The 14496-nt window shown below is 65.0% G+C and carries 13 protein-coding genes; 5 read left to right on the top strand and 8 right to left on the bottom strand.

Annotation, left to right across the window (positions count from 1 at the left end; genetic code table 11):
- Positions 1–7: 7 nt before the first annotated feature.
- A complete protein-coding gene (locus DQ397_RS22950; protein ID WP_043207398.1) occupies positions 8–868 on the top strand; it encodes an HlyD family secretion protein in 861 nt (286 codons plus the stop codon).
- A gap of 80 nt (positions 869–948) precedes the next feature.
- On the opposite strand, the gene DQ397_RS22945 is transcribed toward DQ397_RS22950, so the two are convergent.
- The gene (locus DQ397_RS22945) at positions 949–1398 is read right to left on the bottom strand and encodes a universal stress protein (RefSeq protein ID WP_043207401.1); all 450 of its coding nucleotides are present in this window, start codon (positions 1396–1398) and stop codon (positions 949–951) included.
- Between the two features lie 179 nt (positions 1399–1577).
- On the opposite strand from DQ397_RS22945, the gene DQ397_RS22940 reads away from it, so the two are divergent.
- The 4 genes from DQ397_RS22940 (at position 1578) to DQ397_RS22925 (ending at position 6834) form a co-directional block, all read left to right on the top strand.
- On the top strand, positions 1578–2486 hold the full coding sequence (locus tag DQ397_RS22940) for a LysR family transcriptional regulator (RefSeq protein ID WP_043207404.1): 909 nt from the start codon (positions 1578–1580) through the stop codon (positions 2484–2486).
- Between the two features lie 281 nt (positions 2487–2767).
- Positions 2768–4309: an MFS transporter gene (locus DQ397_RS22935; protein ID WP_043207406.1), complete on the top strand. Its 1542-nt coding sequence runs from the start codon at positions 2768–2770 to the stop codon at positions 4307–4309.
- A 27-nt stretch (positions 4310–4336) separates the two neighbouring features.
- A complete protein-coding gene (locus DQ397_RS22930) occupies positions 4337–5398 on the top strand; it encodes an HlyD family secretion protein (RefSeq protein WP_043207407.1) in 1062 nt (353 codons plus the stop codon).
- On the top strand, positions 5395–6834 hold the full coding sequence (locus DQ397_RS22925; protein ID WP_043207408.1) for an efflux transporter outer membrane subunit: 1440 nt from the start codon (positions 5395–5397) through the stop codon (positions 6832–6834). The genes DQ397_RS22930 and DQ397_RS22925 overlap by 4 nt, the downstream gene beginning before the upstream one ends.
- A gap of 113 nt (positions 6835–6947) precedes the next feature.
- On the opposite strand, the gene DQ397_RS22920 is transcribed toward DQ397_RS22925, so the two are convergent.
- The 7 genes from DQ397_RS22920 to DQ397_RS22890 all read right to left on the bottom strand — a co-directional run bounded on the left by DQ397_RS22920 (position 6948) and on the right by DQ397_RS22890 (position 14492).
- Positions 6948–7772, bottom strand: coding sequence for an SDR family oxidoreductase (locus DQ397_RS22920; protein ID WP_043207410.1), 825 nt, complete (start codon positions 7770–7772; stop codon positions 6948–6950).
- A gap of 90 nt (positions 7773–7862) precedes the next feature.
- Positions 7863–8327, bottom strand: a complete 465-nt coding sequence (locus tag DQ397_RS22915) for a hypothetical protein (protein WP_043207411.1) — start codon at positions 8325–8327, stop codon at positions 7863–7865.
- A gap of 161 nt (positions 8328–8488) precedes the next feature.
- Positions 8489–9943, bottom strand: coding sequence for a mannose-1-phosphate guanylyltransferase/mannose-6-phosphate isomerase (locus DQ397_RS22910; RefSeq protein ID WP_043207412.1), 1455 nt, complete (start codon positions 9941–9943; stop codon positions 8489–8491).
- Between the two features lie 33 nt (positions 9944–9976).
- Positions 9977–10624, bottom strand: a complete 648-nt coding sequence (locus DQ397_RS22905) for an alginate O-acetyltransferase AlgF (protein WP_043207413.1) — start codon at positions 10622–10624, stop codon at positions 9977–9979.
- 13 nt (positions 10625–10637) lie between these two features.
- The gene (locus DQ397_RS22900) at positions 10638–11795 is read right to left on the bottom strand and encodes an alginate O-acetyltransferase (RefSeq protein WP_043207414.1); all 1158 of its coding nucleotides are present in this window, start codon (positions 11793–11795) and stop codon (positions 10638–10640) included.
- Positions 11796–11805: 10 nt separating this feature from the next.
- Positions 11806–13263, bottom strand: coding sequence for an MBOAT family protein (locus tag DQ397_RS22895; RefSeq protein WP_043207415.1), 1458 nt, complete (start codon positions 13261–13263; stop codon positions 11806–11808).
- A 122-nt stretch (positions 13264–13385) separates the two neighbouring features.
- Complete coding sequence (locus tag DQ397_RS22890; RefSeq protein WP_043207417.1) at positions 13386–14492, bottom strand: mannuronate-specific alginate lyase; 1107 nt, start codon at positions 14490–14492, stop codon at positions 13386–13388.
- Positions 14493–14496 lie beyond the last annotated feature (4 nt).

Raw genomic sequence — 14496 nt, 5'->3', positions numbered from 1 at the left:
TCCTTCGATGAAAAAATTCTTCAGCCTGATCGCCACCCTGCTGGTGCTGGCGGGCGCCGTGGTGATCGGTCGCCAGTTGTGGCTGCACTACATGACCACCCCCTGGACCCGTGACGGCCGGGTGCGCGCCGACATCATCAACGTCGCTGCTGACGTGCCGGGCTACGTGGTGGACGTGCCGGTCAAGGACAACCAACGCGTGAAGAAGGGAGACCTGCTGATCCAGATCGACCCCGAGCACTACCAGCTGGCGGTGGACCAAGCCAAGGCCCTGGTCGCCTCGCGCAAGGCCACGTGGGAGATGCGCAAGGTCAACGCCAAGCGCCGCGCCGACCTGGACAACCTGGTGATCTCCAAGGAAAACCGCGACGACGCCAGCAACATCGCAAGCGCCGCGCTGGCCGACTACCAGCAGGCCCAGGCCCAACTGGCGGCCGCCGAACTCAACCTCAAGCGCACGCGGATCATTGCCACGGTCGATGGCTACGTCACCAACCTCAACATCCACAAGGGCGACTACGCCCGCACCGGCGAGGCGGTGATGGCGGTGGTGGATGAGAACTCGTTCTGGGTGTATGGCTTCTTCGAGGAGACCAAGCTGCCCCACGTGAAGGTGGGCGACCAGGCCGAACTGCAGATGATGAGCGGCGAGCGCATCAAGGGGCATGTGGAGAGTATCGCCCGCGGCATCTACGACCGCGACAACCCGCAGAGCCGCGAGCTGATCGCCGACGTGAACCCGACCTTCAACTGGGTGCGTCTGGCCCAGCGGGTGCCGGTGCGCATTCATATCGATCAAGTGCCGGAAGGCTTTTTGCTGGCAGCGGGGACCACCTGCACGGTGGTGGTCAAGCCGAGCGAGGGCTGATCCGAATTCGGCATTGAGGCTACTGACGCATTCGCGGGTTCACCCGCGAATGCGTCGGTGGCAGCACCGAGCCTGTTGGCTTATCCCGCCGCCCCGACCAACACCGGAACCTGCACCCGGTCGATCACCTTCGCGCTTATCGATGGATCCAGCAGCCGCCCGAGCCGCGACAGATGGCGGTGGCCCATGATGATCAGTTCGCATTCCAGCGCCCTGGCCTTGCCGACGATGGCCTCGACGGGCTCTGCGGCGACCATGCAGCCATGGCTGCTGAAACCGGCCTTGCGCAACGCACGTACCGCGGTGGCCACGGCCTGGTCTGCCAGGTGCTGTTCTTCGCAGGCGGCCGGATACTCCTGCTCTTCCTCTTCGGTGTAGGCCATCGGGTGATCGTGCACGGCGAAGGTCGTGTCGATGGCCAGCAGCACGTGCAGTTCGTGCTCGCCGGGCCGGCAGTAACGCTGGGCGAGGTCGAGCAGGGCGCTGGTGGCAGGGGAGGCGTCGATGGCGATCAGGACCGGGCGGGGCATGGAGGTTCCTTCGGTTCGGTGGTGGCCTTGTTGCGGGTTCACCCGCGAAGCTGTGCGCACCATTCTTGATCGTCCATCGCGTTGGATAAATGGCCCACCACGCACGGGGACATTGCGCCAGACGCAACCATCCGGCCTGATAAGATGTCCTTTCCCACAGCTGTCACGGAAAACGGCCCATGCAATTGCCCGACATGAACCTGCTCGTCGCCCTCGATGCCCTGCTCGATGAGGGCAGTGTGGTCGGCGCGGCGCAGCGCATGAACCTCAGCCCCGCCGCGATGAGCCGCACCCTGGGGCGGATCCGCGATGCCCTGGGCGACCCGATCCTGGTGCGCGCTGGCCGTGGCCTGGTGCCCACGCCCCGAGCCCTGGCCCTGCGCGAGCAGGTCTCGGCCTTGGTCGAGCAGGCCGGGCAGGTGTTTCGCAGTGGCGATGAGGTGGATCTGCCGAACCTGGAGCGGGCCTTCAACATCCGCACCAACGACCTGTTCATCGCCCTGTACGGCGCCCAGTTGTTGCGCATGATGCACGAGCAGGCGCCGCGCACGGTGCTCAGGTTCGTGCCCGAGAGCCCGGGTGGTGATGACGACAGCGTGCTGCGCGACGGGCGCACCGATTTGATCATCAGCTCGACCGTGGAGTTGGGTCCGGAGATCAAGGTGCAGAGCCTGTTTCACACCGAATACATTGGCCTGGCGCGCCGCGACCACCCGATCTTCGACGCCCAGATCACCCCGCAGCGCTTTGCCGCCTACCCGCAGATCAGCGTGTCGCGACGCGGCCGGGCTAACGGGCCGATCGATGTGGAACTGGCCAACTTCAAGGCCCAGCGGCGCGTGGCGCTGATCACCCCGAGCTTTCATTCGGCGATGTTCTCGCTGCCGGATTCCGACCTGATCCTGCCGATGCCGGCCAACATCCTCAACAGCGTGAACAAGCTGGGCCTGCCGCTGCGCTCGTTCCAGATCCCGCTGCCGCTGGAGCAGGTGACCGTCATGCAAGCCTGGCACCCGCGCTTTCAGAACGACCCGGCCCATCGTTGGTTGCGTCAGACGCTCAAGGCCTGCTGCAGCGTCGATCCCTGACGGGGCCATTCGCGGATAAATCGGAGCGACGATCACCGCAGATCCATTAGGCGCGGGTTCAGCCGTGACCACGGGCGCAGCCCGTGCCATGCGCCGCGTCGTCTGATTTCGCGGGTAAGCCCGCTCACACAGGGGATATATGGGCGCGGCGACTCCCCCACTAACAATTGTGTCGATTGCGTCTGGTGCAACATAAACCTGCCAATAAGTCAGTTTTCGTCAGCATTCGACCTTCTTAGACTTCCCTCCTGCCTTGAATTTGTTGCTGGAGATGTCTGTCCATGAGTTCCCTGTCCGCGCCTTCCGCCGTGCCTGTCGCCGCTCCGGCGCCTGCAGCACCGGTGCAGACGGCGTTCGGCCTGCGGGTGGTGGTCGGGCTGTTCGGCGTGTTGTTGGCGGTGCTCTGCGCCGGACTCAATGAGGCGGTGACGAAGATTTCCCTGGCCGACATCCGCGGCGCCATGGGCATCGGCGCCGATGAAGGCGCCTGGCTGCTGGCGGTGTATTCGGCCGCCTCGGTCTCGGCCATGGCCTTCGCGCCTTGGATGGCCGGCACCTTTTCCCTGCGCCGCTTCACGTTATGCGCGACCGGTCTGTTCGCCGTGCTAGGCCTGGTCCAGCCCTTCGCGCCCAATCTGCACAGCCTGATGCTGCTGCGCATCGTCCAGGGCCTGGCATCGGGGGCCTTACCGCCGATGCTGATGACCGTGGCGCTGCGCTTTCTGCCCCCGGGTATCAAGATCTATGGCCTGGCCTGCTATGCCCTGACCGCGACCTTCGGCCCCAACCTGGGCACGCCATTGGCGGGCTTGTGGACGGAATATGTCGGTTGGCAGTGGGCGTTCTGGCAGATCATCCTGCCGTCGGGTCTGGCCATGTTCTGCGTGGGCTGGGGCTTGCCCCAGGACCCGCTGCGTCTGGAGCGTTTCAAGCAATTCGACTGGCGGGGCGTGGTGCTCGGCCTGCCGGCCATCAGCTGCATCGTCCTGGGCTTGTCCCTGGGCGATCGTTGGGGCTGGTTCGATTCGCCGCTGATTTGTTGGCTGCTCGGTGGTGGCGTGCTGCTGCTGGTGCTGTTCATGTACAACGAATGGTCCGAGCCACTGCCGTTCTTCCAGCTGCGCCTGCTGACGCGGCGCAACCTGAGCTTTGCCCTGGTGACACTGGCCGGCGTGCTGATCGTGCTCTCGGGCGTGGGCAGCATCCCTTCGGCGTACCTGGCGCAGATCCAGGGCTATCGCCCGGCGCAGACCAGCCCGTTGATGATGCTGGTGGCCATGCCGCAACTGATCGCCCTGCCGCTCACGGCAGCACTGTGCAACATCCGTGCGGTGGACTGCCGCTGGGTGCTGGCGCTGGGCCTGGGGATGCTGGCGGTCTCCTGCGTGGGCAGCAGCCTGTTGACCTCGCAATGGATCCGCGGCGATTTCTACCCCTTCTACCTGCTGCAGGTGTTCGGTCAGCCGATGTCGGTGCTGCCGCTGCTGATGCTCTCCACCAATGGCATGACGCCCCAGGAAGGCCCGTTCGCCTCCAGCTGGTTCAACACCGTCAAGGGGCTGGCCTCGGTGATCGCCACCGGGCTGCTGGACGCCCTGGGCACCGTGCGTCGGCATTTTCATTCCAACCATCTGGTGGACAGCCTGGGCAACGCGCCACTGGTCGATGACCAGGCGGCAGGCCTGGCCCGGCGCCTCCACGAACAAGCCCAAGTGCTGACTTCGGCCGACCTGTACCTGGTCATGGCCGGTGTCGCCGTGGCCCTGATCTGCCTGATTCCTTTCGTGCCTACCCGGATCTACCCACCGCGTGCGGTGGCCTGACGCCTGGATGAATTCGAGACTGTAGAAATGACCAACAACCGCAAGACACTCGTGATCGGCTCGGTGCTCGCCGTGGCCGTGCTGGCTGCCCTGGTGACCCCCTGGATGCTGGGCAGCGACCACCGGCAAAGCACCAACGATGCGTATGTGACCGCCGACTACACCGTAGTCGCGCCGAAGGTGCCAGGTTTCATCAAGGAAGTGCTGGTCGAAGACAACCAGCAGGTCAGCGCCGGCCAGTTGCTGGCGACCATCGATGATCGCGACTACCGCGCGGCCCTCGACGCCGCCCAAGCCCAATTGCTGGTGGCCAAGGCGCAGAGCGCCGATGCTCGCGCCACCCTCGAGCGTCAGGCGTCGTTGATCGCCCAGGCCGAAGCGGCGGTGAAGGCCGCCCAGGCCGAAATGGCCTTTGCCGATCATGAAGTGACCCGCTACAGCCGCCTGGCAGAGCAGGGCGCCGGTACCGTGCAGAACGCCCAGCAGGCGCGCAGCCGTGTCGAGCAGGCCCGCGCGCGTCTGGCCAACGCCCAGGCGGCGTTGGTCGCCACGCGCAAGCAGGTGGACATCCTCACGGCCCAGGTGGCGAGCGCCGAGGGCCAGCTCAAGCGTGCCGAGGCTGGCGTTGAGAAAGCCCAGTTGGATCTGTCCTACACCCGCATCACCGCGCCGGTGGATGGCATGGTCGGCGAGCGTGCCCTGCGCATCGGTGCGTACGTCAATCCGGGCGCGCGTCTGCTCTCGGTGGTGCCGCTGCAGCAGGCCTACGTGGTGGGCAACTTCCAGGAAACCCAGCTCACTCACGTGCAGCCGGGCCAGCCGGTGAGCATCAGTGTCGATACTTTTTCCGGGGAGAAACTGCACGGCCATGTGCAGAGCATCGCCCCGGCCACCGGCGTCACCTTCGCCGCGGTCAAACCAGACAATGCCACCGGCAACTTCACCAAGGTGGTGCAGCGTATTCCGGTGAAGATCGTCTTCGATGATGGCCAGCCACTGCTCGAGCGCCTGCGGGTGGGGATGTCGGTGGTGGCGACCATCGACACCGACGGCGACACCCTCGATGGCAAAGCGGTGAGCGCGCGATGAAGGCGGTAACACGCATTAGCCCTCTGCTGCTGGCGGTGATGCTCGCCGGCTGCACCCTCGGGCCGGATTTCAAGCGCCCCGAGAGCCAGGCGCCCCAGGCCTGGGCGCAGCTGCAAGGCGAGGCGGCGGCAAGTCAGCCGACCGCCGAGCCGCTGGAGCTGCGCTGGTGGGACAGCTTCCACGATGCCCGTCTGAGCGCGCTGATCCAGCGCGTCGCCGAACGTAACCTTGACCTGCAGATGGCCAGTGCGCGCCTGCTGCAAAGCCGCGCCTTGCGCAGCACCGTGGCGGCCGACGAGGTGCCTTCGGTGGATGTGAACGCCGGCTACAGCCGCGCGCGCAACAGCGCCGAAGGCCTGAACGACCCGTCTGGCAAAGCGGGCAAGTCTGCCTTCAATCTATGGCAGGGCGATCTGGTCGCAGGCTGGGAGCTGGACCTGTGGGGACGGGTACGTCGCCAGGTCGAGGCGGCCGATGCTTCGGTGCAAGTGGCCGAGAACGACCGGCGCGGCGTACTGCTGGCGCTGTTGTCCGAAACGGCAGGTGATTACATCCAGTTGCGCGCGGTGCAGCACACCCTGGAAGTCACCCAGGACAACCTCAAGGTCGCCCGGCACAGCCTCAAGCTGTCCCAGGATCGTCAGGCCGAAGGCGTCGCCACGCGCCTGGACGTGGCCCAGGCCAGCGCCCAGGTCGCGTCGATCGAGGCGCGTTTGCCCACGCTGGAGGCGCGCCGCGACGACCTGATCAACGCCCTGAGCCTGCTCGCCGCGCAACCTCCGCGTAGCCTGCAAAGCGAGTTGCTGGCCCCTGGCGATTTGCCGACACCGCAGCAGCGCTTTGCCATCGGCCTGCCGTCAGCGCTCGCCGAGCGCCGTCCTGATATCCGCCAGGCCGAGGCGCGGCTGCACGCGGCTACCGCCAGCATCGGCGTGGCCAAGGCCGACTTCTACCCGAGCATTCGGCTCTCCGGCAGCGTGGGCTTGCAGGCCATGCAGCTGTCCGACTTCGGTGCGTGGGATGCCAGGCGTTTCGCCTTCGGCCCGCAGTTGTCGTTGCCGATCTTCGAAGGCGGGCGCCTGAAAGGCACGCTCGAGCTGCGTGAGGCGCAGCAGCAGGAGGCGGCGCTCAATTACCGCAAGGTGGTGCTGAGTGCCTGGCATGAGATCGACGATGTGCTGCGGTTGTACAACGCCAGCCAGTTGCGTCGCGATCATCTGGCCGAGGCGGTGAGACAGAACCGCGTCGCGCTGGAGACGGCCCAGCGACAGTACGTGGAAGGGGCGGTGGACTTTCTCAATGTGCTGACCGTGCAGAGCGCGCTGCTGGCCAGCGAGGAGCAGTGGATCGACAGTTCAGCGGCAGTGTCCCAGGCGCTGGTGGGGTTGTACAAAGCCCTGGGCGGTGGCTGGCAGGCGTTCGACGAGAAGGCCTAAGGGGCCGCTATGCGGCCCGTCCCAGGCTTCGCCAGCGCCCATAGGTACTGTGGCTTTCAAGGGCCGCAGGGCACCTGTGGGCGGGGGGTAGCCGCGAAAGGCGCTGCGCCGTATCAGAGTGGGCGCAGCAACCCGAAGCGTTTGCGCAGCACCTTGTCCAGCAACCGCCGGGGCAGCAGCCGGGCCAGCAGCGGCAGGGCCGTGCTGCCATTGCCCAGGCGTACCATGGCAGGCGTCGGGCGCTTACAGGTCGCTGCCAACAGCCCTTGGGCGAACACCGCGGCTGGCGTGGGTTTGTCCTGGGAAGCTCGGGCCCGCGCCTGGATGTAATCGCGCAACGGCCACCACGGCGAATCCGCCGCCAGCACGCCTTCGGCTTCACGCTGAGCGTTGTCGGCGAACTGCGAGGCGATGGCTCCGGGCTGCACTTCCATCACGCGAATGCCGAACGGCGCGAGCTCCAGGCGCAGGGCATCGCTCAGGGCATTCACGGCCGCCTTGGAGGCGCAGTAGGCGCCAGCGAACGGGGTGACCAGTACACCCGACACGCTGCCGATGTTCACCACTAGGCCCCGATTGCGACGCAGCAGCGGGAACAGCGCGCGGGTGACCCCGACCACGGCAAAGACATTGGTCTCGAACTGCTGGCGCATGGCCTCGACGCCACCGTCGAGCAGGGGCCCCATGGCGCCGTAGCCGGCGTTGTTGATGAGGATGTCCAGACCACCATGGCGGTCCTGCAGCTCGTCGGCCAGACGCGCCAGGTCATCGGGGTGAGTGACATCCAACTGCCGCGCCGCAAAGCCTGCTGCGGCCAGTCGTTCGACATCCTCGGGCTTGCGGGCGGTGGCCCACACGTGGTGGCCGGCATCGCGGAAGGCGTCGGCCAGGGCGCGGCCGATGCCGCTGGAACAACCGGTGATCAGGACGGTGGGCATGGGTTCAGGCCTGTTGGCAGAGGGGATGGGTATGAACTTGTGTCGGCTCCCTCGCGGGTCACTCGCGAACGGCTCGACACCGGCAACACATTAGTTGGCGAATGTACCTTGCAGATGTTCGGCACGAAATTCCAATGTCTGCGGCCGGTACCCACTGCGCAGCGGCGGCAGGGGCAGGCAGTCGGTCCATTCGGCGCCCGGTTGCAGCTCGCCGGGGCCTCGGTAGCGCGGGGCGTTGTAGGTGTTCTCGGCCAGGTTGACGGTGTCACCTGGGGCATAGGCGGCGACGCGCCAGCGCAGTTCGGTGAGGGGCACTGAATTGCCGTTCTTCATGTGCACCTGCAAGGTGCGATCGGCAGGGCACTTGTCGGGGGCGTAGCTCAGGCGCAGATCCAGGCGCGCCAGCTGCGAGGCTTCGCGACTGTCCTGCCACACCACCCCGAGTGCCACCAACCCGAGGCCGAACACCGCCGCCAGGGAAATCGGCAAGGCCTTGGCCGGGTAGCGCAGCAGCAGAACCAGCCAGGTGAGGATGAGCAGGGCGCCAATGAGCATGTCGTCCAAATTCCGTTTCGAGGATTTGGGTATCTTGGAGTTGCGAGCTTCAAGCTTCAAGCGGCGAGCCACAAGAAAAAAGCAGGGCGGTGGTGAATCCGAATGGTCGGTTCACGCCGCCCTGCTTTTTTCTTGCAGTTTGCCGCTAGCGGCTAGCCGCTCTACTGCGCAATGGTCTTGATCGAGATGCCGCGTTCCACTGGCGTCGAGGTGCGGCCATAGACATCTTCGAAGCGCTCGATGTCATCTTCGCCCAAGTAGCTGCCGGACTGTACTTCGATGATCTCCAATGGGATCTTGCCTGGGTTGCGCAGGCGGTGGACCGAGGCGATGGGGATGTAGGTCGACTGATTCTCGGTGAGCAGGAACACGTTCTCGTCGCAGGTCACCTCGGCGGTGCCGGACACCACGATCCAGTGTTCGGCGCGGTGGTGGTGCATCTGCAGCGACAGGCTCGCGCCCGGCTTGACGGTGATGTGCTTGACCTGGAAGCGTCCGCCCATGTCCACCGAATCGTACGAGCCCCACGGGCGGTATACCTCCAGGTGGTTCTGGGTCTCGCTGCGACCTTGCTGGTCAAGGGTGTTGACCAGTTGCTTGACGCCTTGGACCTTGTCTTTGTGGGCGATCATCATGGCGTCCTTGGTCTCGACCACCACGATGTTCTCCAGGCCGATCACCGACACCAGCTTGCCGTTGCCGTGGATCATGCAGTTGTGGCTGTCTTGCACCACCACGTCGCCCTTGGTGACGTTGCCGTTGTCGTCTTTCTCGTGCACTTCCCACAGCGACGACCAGCAACCCACGTCGCTCCAGCCGGCCGACAGCGGTACCACGCAGGCACGCTGGGTCTTTTCCATCACCGCGTAGTCGATGGAGTTGTCCGGGCAGCAGGCGAAGGTCGCAGCGTCGATGCTCAGCACGTCGCTTTGTTCGTCGCTGCGCTCCAGGGCCAGAAGGCAGGTGTCGTAGATGTCCGGGTCGTGCTTTTTCAGCTCTTCGAGGAAGCGGCTGGCGCGGAACAGGAACATGCCGCTGTTCCAGAAGTAACCGCCGGCGCGGACGAACTCGTTGGCGCGCTTCTCGTCGGGTTTTTCGACGAACTGCGCCACGCGCGCCACGCCTTCGGGCAGCAGGGCATCCTGGCTGGAGCGGATATAGCCATAGCCGGTTTCAGGCTTGGTCGCCGGCACACCGAACAGCACCATCTCGCCGCGCTCGGCGGCCACGGTGGCCAAGGCCAGGGCGCGTTGCAGGGCCTTCTGGTCCTCGATCACATGGTCGGCCGGCAGCACCAGCATCAGCTCGTCGCGGCCTTCGTTGACCAGCTTCATCGCGGTGATGGCCACCGCAGGCGCGGTGTTGCGACCGAAGGGCTCCATGAGGATGCCCTGGGTCTGCAAGTTGAGTGCGGCCAGTTGCTCCTGGACGATGAACTTGTGGTCCTTGTTGCAGACCACGATCGGGCTGTCCATGCCTTCGAACACCAGGCGCTCCAGGGTTTGCTGGAACAGGGTGTGCTCACCGGTCAGGGCCAGGAACTGCTTGGGAAACTGCTTGCGCGACAGAGGCCACAGACGCGAACCGCTACCACCAGAAAGAATTACCGGAATCATGATGTTTCTCCAAAAGGTCGATAGGGGTTTGAATCAGTTGCTGGCAACGGGACGGGTGACCCAGACCGGCGACAGGTTGCTGCCGGAACCTGTGACATAGAGCACCGCGGCTTCACCGCGCTCGAGGGCGACCGGCTTGAGGTCGCTGACTTTCTTGTCGCCTTCGTAGAGGGCCAGGCTGACCTTGACCGGGTTGATCTCGCGCTCGCCACGGCCTTTGGCGGCCACAGGCTTGACCACTTCGGTCTTGCCGTCGGCAGTCTTGAGGGTCAGCGACTGGTCGCTCAGGTTCTGCACGCGCACCAGGGCTTTCTGCTTGTTCTTGAACGGTGGTTCTTCGATCAGTTGCGGGCTGCCGCCAGCGTTGTTGACCAAGGTGTAGTACTTGTCCGCGGCCAGTTTGACCGGGACGCTCTTGCCGCCGACCTGGGCGGTGTAGTCACCTCCGGGCAGGAAGCTGAAGTCGCTGCTGGCCTGGGCGCCGACCGGCTTGATCTGGGTGTTGCCCACCGACGCCGCGGCAGGGCTGGAGGAGGCGTTGTACAGGCGCACGAAGGTCGAGCCTTTTGGCGCGCTCGGGCCGTAGAGCGCCGCATCGGCGCCGGCCAGGGCCTGCAGCGAGAGCAGGGACAGGCCCGCAGCGAGGGTGAAGGCTTTAGCGAAGGAAGGTTTGTTGGTCATGTTGATGTCCTCTTCAGTGAACCGTCCGATTGGACGACAGGGCCAGGTTTTCTTCGGTCTTGCGGGTGTTCTTCAGCTGGGCGATCCAGGTCGGATCGAAGGCGCTGAGGTCGTTCTTCATTGGCAGATAACGTTCGGGGAATTCCCACACCACCACTTGCGGGGGAGCGTCCTTGAAGGCGTCGCTCTGCAGGTACTTGAGCATTGGCAGCAGGGGGCCATGGCCGTCTTCGGCGTAGTTGGCCACGTCGCTGCGCAAGGCTTGCTGCAGGGCGCCGAGGAAGTTCCAGTGCGGGTTGGCGCTGTAGCTGGTACCGACCAGCGCCACCGGGATCCGGGTTTCGGCGAACAGCGCGTCGCCTGCTTCACCTTCGGCCTCGACCGGACGGGTGCTGCGTTGCTGCAGATTGTCCGGTGAGGGCAACAGGTTGCTGAACAGTGGGTCCAGCGGCAGGAAGTTGGTCAGGTCGCCCTTGTAGGGGCTGGTGGCGCCGGCTTCGGTGATGAACGCCTGCGGGTCGCCATTGAGCAGGCTCTGGCGCGACACCGCCTCGGCCAGGGCCTGGGCCGCGACCTCGGCACCCATGGGCGTCCAGTGGGTGTCGGTGCGCAGGAACACCTGGCCACGGGCCTTGGCCTGCTCCAGGGGCGCGAGCAGATCCGGAGCGAAGACACCGGCCTGGCGGGCCTGGGCGTGGAACTGGTTGTACAGGTTCTCGTGCAGGCTGGCCGGTTGGTCCTTGCCCAGGTACTCGGAATAGATCCGCGCCTTGGCCGGGACGATCGCCAGCACCAGCTGCGTGCCCTGGCGCTGCAGGGTGTCGCGCACGCCGCGGATCAGCGCCAGGTTCTCCTGCATCAGCTGCTCGGCGCCGGCAGTGGGCTTGAACTCCTCATCGCTGAACAGCCACTGCTCGCGGCCCAGCACGACGCCCGGGCGGCCTTCGTTGAACAGCTTGTAGTCCAGCGCCGCCCACAGGTTGGTGCCGATGCGTTTGATCGGGAACTGCTCGTCGTAGTGGGTCTCGGCGGCCTTGGCCAGCTTGCCGTTGAGCAGGGTCATCTGCTCGGTGCGGTTGAAGCTTTCAAGGCCGCCCACCGACCAGGCGCCAAGCCCGGTCAGCAGGCCCAGGAACGACAGGGAATAGGTGATGCGTAGTGTCCGGTTCATGGTCCTGTCCTCAGAACTGGAAGTAGAGGAACGGCGAGTAGCTCTGCGCCGAGAGCTTGAGCACCGAGGCAACGAACAGCAGCAGGACCAGGGCGCGGGTCATGACGCGGGTCCAGTCCAGGCCCACGGAGCCGTCGGCGTTGATCTGCACCGGGGTGGCCTTGGGCGTGGGCTTGGCGTCGCGGTAGAAGTCGCGCAGGCCGAACACCGCCAAGGTGACGTAGGCGACCACCAAGGTCGCGACCTGCAGGCCGGTGAGCTGGGCGCGGTTGAGTTCCGACAATTGCCACTCACCGAAGCTGAACATGGCGCCGTACATGCGGCCGGCCACGTGCAGGTTCTCGGCGCGGAAGATCACCCAGCCAACCACCACCAGCAGGAAGGTGAACGCCCACTTGATCGGGTTGAAGCGCTGCGGGTTGGTGTCGATGCCCAGGGCGCGCTCGATGGCCAGCCAGGTGCCATGCCAGGCGCCCCAGATGATGTAGGTGAAGTTGGCGCCGTGCCAAAGCCCGCCCAGCAGCATGGTCAGGAACAGGTTGCGGTAGGTGTTGAAGGTGCCTTTGCGGTTGCCACCCAGGGTGATGTAGAGGTAATCACGCAGCCAGGTCGACAAGCTGATGTGCCAGCGCCGCCAGAACTCGGTGATCGACTGGCTGATGTACGGCTGCTTGAAGTTCTCCATGAAGCGAAAGCCCATCATCAAGCCCAGGCCGATGGCCATGTCGCTGTAGCCGGAGAAATCGAAGTACAGCTGCGCGGTGTAGGCCAGTGCGCCCAGCCAGGCATCGCCCGTGGTCGGGTTCTGCAGGGCGAAGCAGTGGTCGGCGACCACCGCCAGGGTATCGGCGATGAACACTTTCTTGATGAAGCCCTGCATGAAGCGGGTGCAGCCTTCGGAGAACTTGTCCAGGGTGTGGGTGCGGTTGTTGAACTGGTCGACCAGGTCCTTGAAACGCAGCACGGGGCCGGCGATCAGGTGCGGGAAGATCGCCACGAATGCCGCGAAGTCGATCAGGTTGCGCGTGGCCGGGGTGTCGCCGCGGTACACGTCGATGATGTAGCTGATCGACTCGAAGATGTAGAACGAGATACCGATCGGCAACAGCACATGGGTGAGGATGAACGGTTCCAGGCCGAACGACGTGATGATCGCGTTGAGGCTCTCGACGCCGAAGTTGGCGTACTTGAAGTAGCCCAGAATCGCCAGGTCGACTGCCACACCCAGCAGCAGCCAGCGTTGGGCCGGCTTGGTACGCACGCCCGCGGCGCCGACTTTGAGGCCGATCCAGTAGTTCCACAGGGTGACACCGGCGAACAGTGCCAAGAAGTCCACCCGCCACCAGGCATAGAAGATGTAGCTGGCGATCAACAGCAGCAGGTTGCGATAGCGTTGCCCGCTCAAGTAATACAGGCCGAGGAAGATCGGCAAGAACAGGAACAGGAACACGTTGGACGAGAAGACCATCCCGGTTCTCCTTTTTTGTTCACAGCATCCGGGGCACAGCGCCCCCCAAACCCCCCACTCGAAAGTGGGAGATACCTAGGCCCTGTGGGAGCGGGTTCACCCGCTTCCCACAGGGTGTCGTGTCACTTCTTGCTCTCTGCGCTCGGGTCGTAGACCCGGGTCAGGTCTCCGCCTAAGCGGAAACTGTTGAACGGCTGCATGCCGCGCTTGCGCTGGAGGGTGTCGCCACTGCACGCATAGAGGCTGCAGTAGGGCTCCATCCACGAATACTTGCTGTCGATCTTCAGGTCGTGCATGTCCTGTTTCTCGCCGTTGCGGGTCTTGAACGCGCTCGGGTCCTTCGACCCGCTGAGCACTCGTTGCGCCAAGCGCTGCAAGGCGTTGTTGTTCTCGCCACGCACGTCCACGCCGTTGACCTGGGCAAAGCTTGCGATCATCGCCAGCGGCGGCAGGGCGTAGTTGTGGTAGGCCAGGGCTCGCTGCTTGCGCTTGAGCTCGTTGGGTAAAAAGCCCTGTTCGTCCACCTGGTTGGCGCCGACCTTGTATTCCTTCACCGCCCAGTCGAACAGGTCGCGCCGGTCGGTGGCCACGGCGGTGGCCATCACCGACCAGGCCGCCCAGTAGCTGTGGTTGTTGATCTTCTCCAGCGGCAGGTCGCTCCAGTCGCGCACGGTCTGTTCGGCCAGGCGCGCCAGCCATTTCTCGATCAGCTCGGCCTCGGCCTGGTGCGCGGCCAACGGCTGGGAGTTGGAGAACTTAAGGCGCAGCCACGAGCCGCTCATGCTGCCCAGCGCCCATTTGCGCATCGACTTGCCGGTGTGGTTGTAGTCGGTGGACGCCAGCGCATCGGCCCGCGCCCAGGTACCCAGCCAGGTCAGGGCGCAGTCGAGCTGGGCCGGGCGGCCATCGCGCATGTACTGGCCGACCATCTTGCTGACGCCACGCTCGAGGGTGGTGATGTCCTCGGTGGATTGGCGGAAGGCCTTTTCGGACGCCTTGTTCAGGGTCGCACGGGCACCGTCGGAGCCTTCGTACTTGCTGCGAAACTGCAGGGGGCCGGTGTAGGGCTTGGGCGCCGGTTCGCAGCGGAAGTTGCCGTCGCCTTTCTTGAGCTTCTCGATGCCTGCGTAGTAGCCCTGTGGCGGCACCAGGCTGCCGGCCTGCGCGGCCGGGCCGAACAGGGCCAGGGCGAGCAGGGCAGGTGCGGTGATTGTGCGCAATGGGTTCATGGTC

Origin of the sequence: Pseudomonas sp. CK-NBRI-02 (assembly GCF_008124495.1) — a bacterium.
GTDB classification, from domain to species: Bacteria; Pseudomonadota; Gammaproteobacteria; order Pseudomonadales; family Pseudomonadaceae; genus Aquipseudomonas; species Aquipseudomonas guariconensis.
Note: the sequence above shows the minus strand (reverse complement) of the source record. Positions and strands in the feature narration are given on the sequence as shown.

Coding starts and splice junctions, on each gene's coding strand:
- DQ397_RS22950 (WP_043207398.1), top strand. CDS start 8: ATGAAAAAATTCTTCAGCCTGATCGCCACCCTGCTGGTGCTGGCGGGC.
- DQ397_RS22945 (WP_043207401.1), bottom strand. CDS start 1,398: ATGCCCCGCCCGGTCCTGATCGCCATCGACGCCTCCCCTGCCACCAGC.
- DQ397_RS22940 (WP_043207404.1), top strand. CDS start 1,578: ATGCAATTGCCCGACATGAACCTGCTCGTCGCCCTCGATGCCCTGCTC.
- DQ397_RS22935 (WP_043207406.1), top strand. CDS start 2,768: ATGAGTTCCCTGTCCGCGCCTTCCGCCGTGCCTGTCGCCGCTCCGGCG.
- DQ397_RS22930 (WP_043207407.1), top strand. CDS start 4,337: ATGACCAACAACCGCAAGACACTCGTGATCGGCTCGGTGCTCGCCGTG.
- DQ397_RS22925 (WP_043207408.1), top strand. CDS start 5,395: ATGAAGGCGGTAACACGCATTAGCCCTCTGCTGCTGGCGGTGATGCTC.
- DQ397_RS22920 (WP_043207410.1), bottom strand. CDS start 7,772: ATGCCCACCGTCCTGATCACCGGTTGTTCCAGCGGCATCGGCCGCGCC.
- DQ397_RS22915 (WP_043207411.1), bottom strand. CDS start 8,327: ATGCTCATTGGCGCCCTGCTCATCCTCACCTGGCTGGTTCTGCTGCTG.
- DQ397_RS22910 (WP_043207412.1), bottom strand. CDS start 9,943: ATGATTCCGGTAATTCTTTCTGGTGGTAGCGGTTCGCGTCTGTGGCCT.
- DQ397_RS22905 (WP_043207413.1), bottom strand. CDS start 10,624: ATGACCAACAAACCTTCCTTCGCTAAAGCCTTCACCCTCGCTGCGGGC.
- DQ397_RS22900 (WP_043207414.1), bottom strand. CDS start 11,795: ATGAACCGGACACTACGCATCACCTATTCCCTGTCGTTCCTGGGCCTG.
- DQ397_RS22895 (WP_043207415.1), bottom strand. CDS start 13,263: ATGGTCTTCTCGTCCAACGTGTTCCTGTTCCTGTTCTTGCCGATCTTC.
- DQ397_RS22890 (WP_043207417.1), bottom strand. CDS start 14,492: ATGAACCCATTGCGCACAATCACCGCACCTGCCCTGCTCGCCCTGGCC.